A 5,297-nucleotide genomic window follows, 5' to 3' on the forward strand; every position below is an offset into this window, starting at 1 on the left:
TCTTTTAAACCCCTTAATCAAAAAAATAGCAATCCCTGACCCTAAAACCGCTCCGTATGGCAGAGAAGCGAAAAAAGCCCTTGAAAAATCAGGAATATACCAAAAGGTAAGGTACAAACTTGTATATGGAGAGAGCGTAGGTCAGGCAACCCAGTATATATACAAAGGTTTAGTTGATGTTGGCTTTACAGCAAAATCAGTAGTTTTTTCTCCACAAATGAGAAACAAAGGTATTTGGGTAGAAATTGATAAATCTTTATACTCCCCTATAAAACAGGGGGCTGTTATCCTGAGGCACGGAAAAAACAACCCTTATGCAGACAAATTTGTTAAGTTTATACTTTCAGAGGAAGGAAAAAAGATCTTAAAAAAATATGGATATAGGGTAGATGAATAAAATCTCAGGTGAAATAGTTGAGATAAGCAGTAGTGAGAACATATCGTTGATAGCAGTTAATACAGGAAGTAGAATTTTATACTCTCTTGTTGTGGAAACACCTGAAACAGCTAAATATTTAAAAATTGGAGAAAAGATATACCTGCTTGTTAAAGAAACAGAGATAGCTTTAGCAAAAGATATGCAAAGTTGTCAAACATCTTTTTTAAACCAGATAAACTGCACTGTAGAAAAAATAATATCCGGAAAAGTTTTATCTAAAATAGTTTTAAACTGTGAAACTTGTCAACTAAAATCTATTTTGCCTTCAAAAGCAATAAAACAGATGAGTCTTAAGGAAAATGAAAATGTGGTAGCCTTAATAAAGGCAAATGAAATCACAATAATGGAAGCCAATGGATAGGGAATTTATTGAAACAATAATACTGACCTTTAAACTGGCAACATTAACAACAGTTATCCTTTTTTTTATAGGTTTACCTGTAGCATATTTCCTTGCATATTCTAAATTCAGATTTAAACCTGTTATAGAAACCATTGTTAGCCTTCCTCTTGTTCTGCCACCAACTGTTCTGGGTTTTTATTTTCTTGTTGTTTTTGACCCTAATGGTTTTTTAGGAAAAATTATTGAACATTTCTTTAATCTCAGGCTTGTTTTTACATTTGAAGGTCTTGTTGTTGGTTCTGTTATTTATAGTTTTCCTTTTATGGTTCATCCATTGCAATCAGGTTTTCAGTCAATACCGTCTAATATAATAGAAGCAGCTTATACACTTGGAAAATCAAAATTTGAAACACTTTTTAAAGTAATTCTCCCTAATATGAAACCGGCTATTTTGACAGGAATTGTTCTGGCATTTGCCCATACAATCGGGGAGTTTGGTGTTGTTCTTATGATAGGTGGTTCAATTCCCGGGAAAACAAAAGTGGCTTCAATAGCAATCTATGAAGAAGTTGAGGCTTTGAATTATGACAAGGCTAATCTGTATGCATTAATTTTGTTTATCATTACATTTTCAGTTTTGGTTATTGTTTATACTCTGAACAAAAGATTTACGAAGGCAGATAAGTTATGAAAATACAGATAAAAAAACAGCTTTCCGGAACAGAAGGAGAGTTTTTACTAGACATAGACATATCCATAAAAGAAGGCAGTTTTATAACCATTTTTGGAAAATCTGGAGCAGGTAAAACCACAATTTTAAGGGCTATTGCAGGTTTAGTAGATGTAGAGGGCTTTATACAGGTAAAAAATACAGTCTGGCTTGATAGCAGCAAAGGTATAAACCTTCCACCGCAAAAAAGAAAAGTAGGTTTCGTTTTCCAAGATTACGCTTTATTCCCCAATATGACTGTTGAAGAAAATATTAAGTTTGCTATGGATAGAGAGGATAAGCCTTTTCTTGAACATTTGCTTGAAATGACAGAGCTTTCAGGGATAAGAAACAGAAAACCGGATAGTCTTTCAGGTGGACAGAAACAACGGGTAGCCCTTGCCAGAGCTGTTGCAAGAAAGCCGGATGTTTTACTGTTGGATGAGCCTTTGTCAGCCCTTGATATTGATATGAGAAGAAAGCTTCAGGAAGAACTGATAAGGTTTTATAAAGAATTTAATCTTACAACTATTATGGTAAGCCATGATTTTTCAGAAATATTTCGTCTATCAGAAAAAGTTTTTGTTCTTGAAAATGGAAAAATAATTAAATCAGGTACTCCAGATGAGGTATTCATTCAGGAGAGAATAAGCGGAAAATTCAGATTTTCAGGTGAAATTATTCAGATTAAACAGGATGAAACTGTATATATTGTATCTGTTCTGGTTGGTAATACAGTCGTCAGGGTCATTGCTGACCCTGACGAGATAAAAAATCTGAAAACAGGCGATAAAGTAGTTGTTGTATCAAAAGCATTTAATCCATTTATTCTAAAGGTATAAGTGAACTTATTGCTTCAAGGGAGTTTGTCAAAAGAAGTATTCCAACGAATATCAGAAGCAGTCCACCAACTATTTCAATAACAAGGAAATACTTCCTCATGAAATTGAAAAATCTGAAAAACTGGTTTATTGCCATTGCCGTTAGAATAAAAGGAATTCCCAGTCCCATTGAGAATGCAAACAATAAAACAACCCCTTGCATAACTGTTTCTTGCTGGGAAGCATAAAGCAGAATTGCCCCTAAAACAGGACCAATACATGGAGTCCATCCGAAAGCAAAAGCAACTCCTACAATAAATGCACCTATGATACCTGCTGGTTTTCTTTTAACTTCTGTGGTTTTTTGCTGGTATAAAATCTGGTATGCCCCTGTAAAATAAAAGATTAGCAAAGCTATTGCTATAACAGGCAGAAGCCAGAAATCATTTAGAAAATCCTTTGTTCTGAAATATCCATATCCGTATAAAACAAGGGAAATACCAAATATTGCAAATAACCACTCTTTTGCCCTTTTAGACTGGAATACTCCAGTAAAATGAACACCAAGAAGTATTACCAGAACAGCTGCAATTTTTGAGATAATCAGCTTATACTCCTGCAGAAGCTGTCCAATAAACGTTGATGCAGCCCCTAATGCAGTAAACACTATAGAAAATCCGATAACAAAAGCTATCGCAGAATAAACTACATTCCAGTCTATTTTTTTGGTTTCTTCAGCACTCATCTGGGCTGCTGATACACCTGAGATGTATGCAATATAACCGGGAATTATAGGTAGAACACAGGGAGATAAAAATGCAATTATCCCTGCCAGAAAAGCAGCTCCTATAGAAACACTTTCAACCATCTCTTTTCTCCTTAAGGAATTTTTGTATCAGCCTTTCAAGATATTTCTCATCATTAGTGCCATACAGAATTTTCCCTATACTTAAATCCTTTCTTAAGATATATGTTACAGGCACGCCATATACTCTATATTTAGACTTCACATATCTATTTCCTATCAGCACAGGGATTTGTATATTTAAATCTCCTTTAATTTTTTTTATTTCCCTTAAATCCTTAGTATCTAACACCACTGCATAAAATTTTACACCTTTATCTTTATATTTTTTGTATAACCTGTTTACTATAGGTAGCTCCTCTTTACAAGAATGGCAGGTAGTAGTCCAGAATACAAGATAAACAACATTTCCTTTTAGACTTTTTAGAGTTACCATTTTGCCATTTTCATCTTTTAGGGAAAAATTATAAGGCTTTAGTCCTTTCGCAAAAGAGATACTTGCTATAAAAACCGTTAAAATCAATCCGTAGATAATTCTTTTATACATGATTAAACCCATATCCTAACTATACTTATTTATTTAAAATACTTTTGTAACAAAAACCTGATTATGTTTTCAATCATAAGGGGTTAGAAAATGGAAAGAATAACGCTAAAAGTTCAAAGATTTGATGGTAATAAACAATGGATAGATGAATACCAGATTGATATAGATGACAGAACCACAATTATAGAAGCCCTAATGAAAATACATGATACACAGGATCCATCACTTTCTTTTAGAGTTCAATGCAGGGCTGCAATATGCGGAACTTGCGGAGTTAAAATAAACAATGAAAAACATGTTCTTGCCTGCAAAACAAAAATTAAGGAACATCTACAAAATGGAGAACTATTAATCCAGCCTCTTTCAAATATGCTTGTTATAAAAGACCTTGTTGTTGACCACAAAGAGTTTTTAGATAAGCTAAAGGATGCAAAAGCATGGTTTGAACCTCAAGAAGAATTCCAGCCTGTATATCCTGAGGATTTACAAAAATTTGATAAAGAAACAGATTGTATCCTTTGTGGTATCTGTTATTCTACCTGTCCTGCATTTGAGCTGGACAAAGAATTTGGTGGTCCCATCAACTTTGTCAAGATTTTCCGCTTCTGGAAAGATAAAAATGATGCTTTAAAAGACCAGCGTATAGTAATTGCAGACCAGAACCATATAACAAGTTGTGTTCATTGTAAATACTGCACATTCTCATGTCCAAAACAGATTCCGGTTGAACAGGATATAATGCAGATTGAGTTTTACGGCAAGCAAAAAGGAATTATAAAGCAGCAACAGGAAGGTTTCGGCGGATTTTCTACGCCTTTTGGATTTTGATTATTTTCCTATTATATATTTTTCCCTGAAAAGAAGAAGCATATTATCTATCATTACAACAATAATAGGTGCAAGGAATACACCGATAAAACCGAACAGCTTCAAACCACCAAGTATGGCAAAAACCAGAATCATAGGGTGAATATTTGTTTTATCACCGATAACCACGGGCTTGATTATATTGTCTATGGTGCTTATTACAAATGTTCCATATAGGGTAAATAAAAATGCTGCTATAAATCCTTTTGAAAAGAGAGTATAGATAGCCACAGGCACCCAAACGAGAGAAGCACCGCCGATAGGAATAAATGCTGCCAGAAAAGTGATAAAAGCCCAGAAATAACTCATTTCCAGACCTATAGCAAAATAGCCAATAAATGACAGTATTCCCTGTGCTATAGCAGTTAAAACAGAACCTAAAACAACTCCTTGAATTGCCCTGTAGCTTTTGGATATCAGAAAATTTTTGTCCTTATCAGGCAAAGGAATTATGTTGTATATACGGTTATAAAGGGCATCTCCATCTTTAAACAGAAAAAATATAGAAATAATCATCATAACGATACCAATAATCAGAAGAGTTACATTTAGAAATAATCCTTTTCCCTGCTGGATAATAAAGGAAACAAATTGATTTATTATATTTTTTAATGCGTCACTTAAATCAACATTGATATTTAAGGATTTAAGAGCATCCATTACTATTTTATAGGCGTGAGAAATAACAGGGATTTCTCTGACAATCTGGTCAATATTTTTGTATTTTGAGATAAATTCAATTGCTTTTGGATAAACAGTAACAATC

Annotated in this window: 8 protein-coding genes; 5 read left to right on the forward strand and 3 right to left on the reverse strand. The window is 33.8% G+C overall.

What is annotated here, in order from left to right; translation table 11 throughout:
• The 4 genes from modA to MVE07_RS06470 form a co-directional block, all read left to right on the forward strand.
• A partial coding sequence (modA, locus tag MVE07_RS06455; protein ID WP_297455522.1) for a molybdate ABC transporter substrate-binding protein occupies window positions 1–397 on the forward strand: 397 nt, incomplete at its 5' end.
• Window positions 390–800, forward strand: a complete 411-nt coding sequence (locus MVE07_RS06460) for a TOBE domain-containing protein (protein ID WP_297455524.1) — start codon at window positions 390–392, stop codon at window positions 798–800. The genes modA and MVE07_RS06460, both read left to right, overlap by 8 nt.
• A complete protein-coding gene (modB, locus tag MVE07_RS06465; protein WP_297455526.1) occupies window positions 793–1,473 on the forward strand; it encodes a molybdate ABC transporter permease subunit in 681 nt (226 codons plus the stop codon). Before MVE07_RS06460 ends, modB begins: the two co-directional genes overlap by 8 nt.
• Complete coding sequence (locus tag MVE07_RS06470; protein WP_008289680.1) at window positions 1,470–2,333, forward strand: ATP-binding cassette domain-containing protein; 864 nt, start codon at window positions 1,470–1,472, stop codon at window positions 2,331–2,333. Before modB ends, MVE07_RS06470 begins: the two co-directional genes overlap by 4 nt.
• Here MVE07_RS06470 and MVE07_RS06475 read toward each other — a convergent pair.
• Window positions 2,317–3,180 (reverse strand): cytochrome c biogenesis protein CcdA, encoded by an 864-nt coding sequence (locus MVE07_RS06475; RefSeq protein ID WP_297455529.1) that lies wholly within the window; start codon window positions 3,178–3,180, stop codon window positions 2,317–2,319. The two genes, MVE07_RS06470 and MVE07_RS06475, sit on opposite strands and share 17 nt — an antisense overlap.
• The gene (locus MVE07_RS06480) at window positions 3,173–3,664 is read right to left on the reverse strand and encodes a TlpA disulfide reductase family protein (RefSeq protein ID WP_297455531.1); all 492 of its coding nucleotides are present in this window, start codon (window positions 3,662–3,664) and stop codon (window positions 3,173–3,175) included. Before MVE07_RS06480 ends, MVE07_RS06475 begins: the two co-directional genes overlap by 8 nt.
• A gap of 90 nt (window positions 3,665–3,754) precedes the next feature.
• Here MVE07_RS06480 and MVE07_RS06485 point away from each other — a divergent pair, with 90 nt between their 5' ends.
• Window positions 3,755–4,492, forward strand: coding sequence for a succinate dehydrogenase/fumarate reductase iron-sulfur subunit (locus tag MVE07_RS06485; RefSeq protein WP_297455533.1), 738 nt, complete (start codon window positions 3,755–3,757; stop codon window positions 4,490–4,492).
• On the opposite strand, the gene MVE07_RS06490 is transcribed toward MVE07_RS06485, so the two are convergent.
• Window positions 4,493–5,297 (reverse strand): AI-2E family transporter (locus tag MVE07_RS06490; protein ID WP_297455535.1); only part of this gene is annotated, 805 nt, incomplete at its 5' end. It lies immediately after the preceding gene.

This window comes from Persephonella sp. (assembly GCF_027023985.1).
GTDB lineage: Bacteria > Aquificota > Aquificia > Aquificales > Hydrogenothermaceae > Persephonella_A.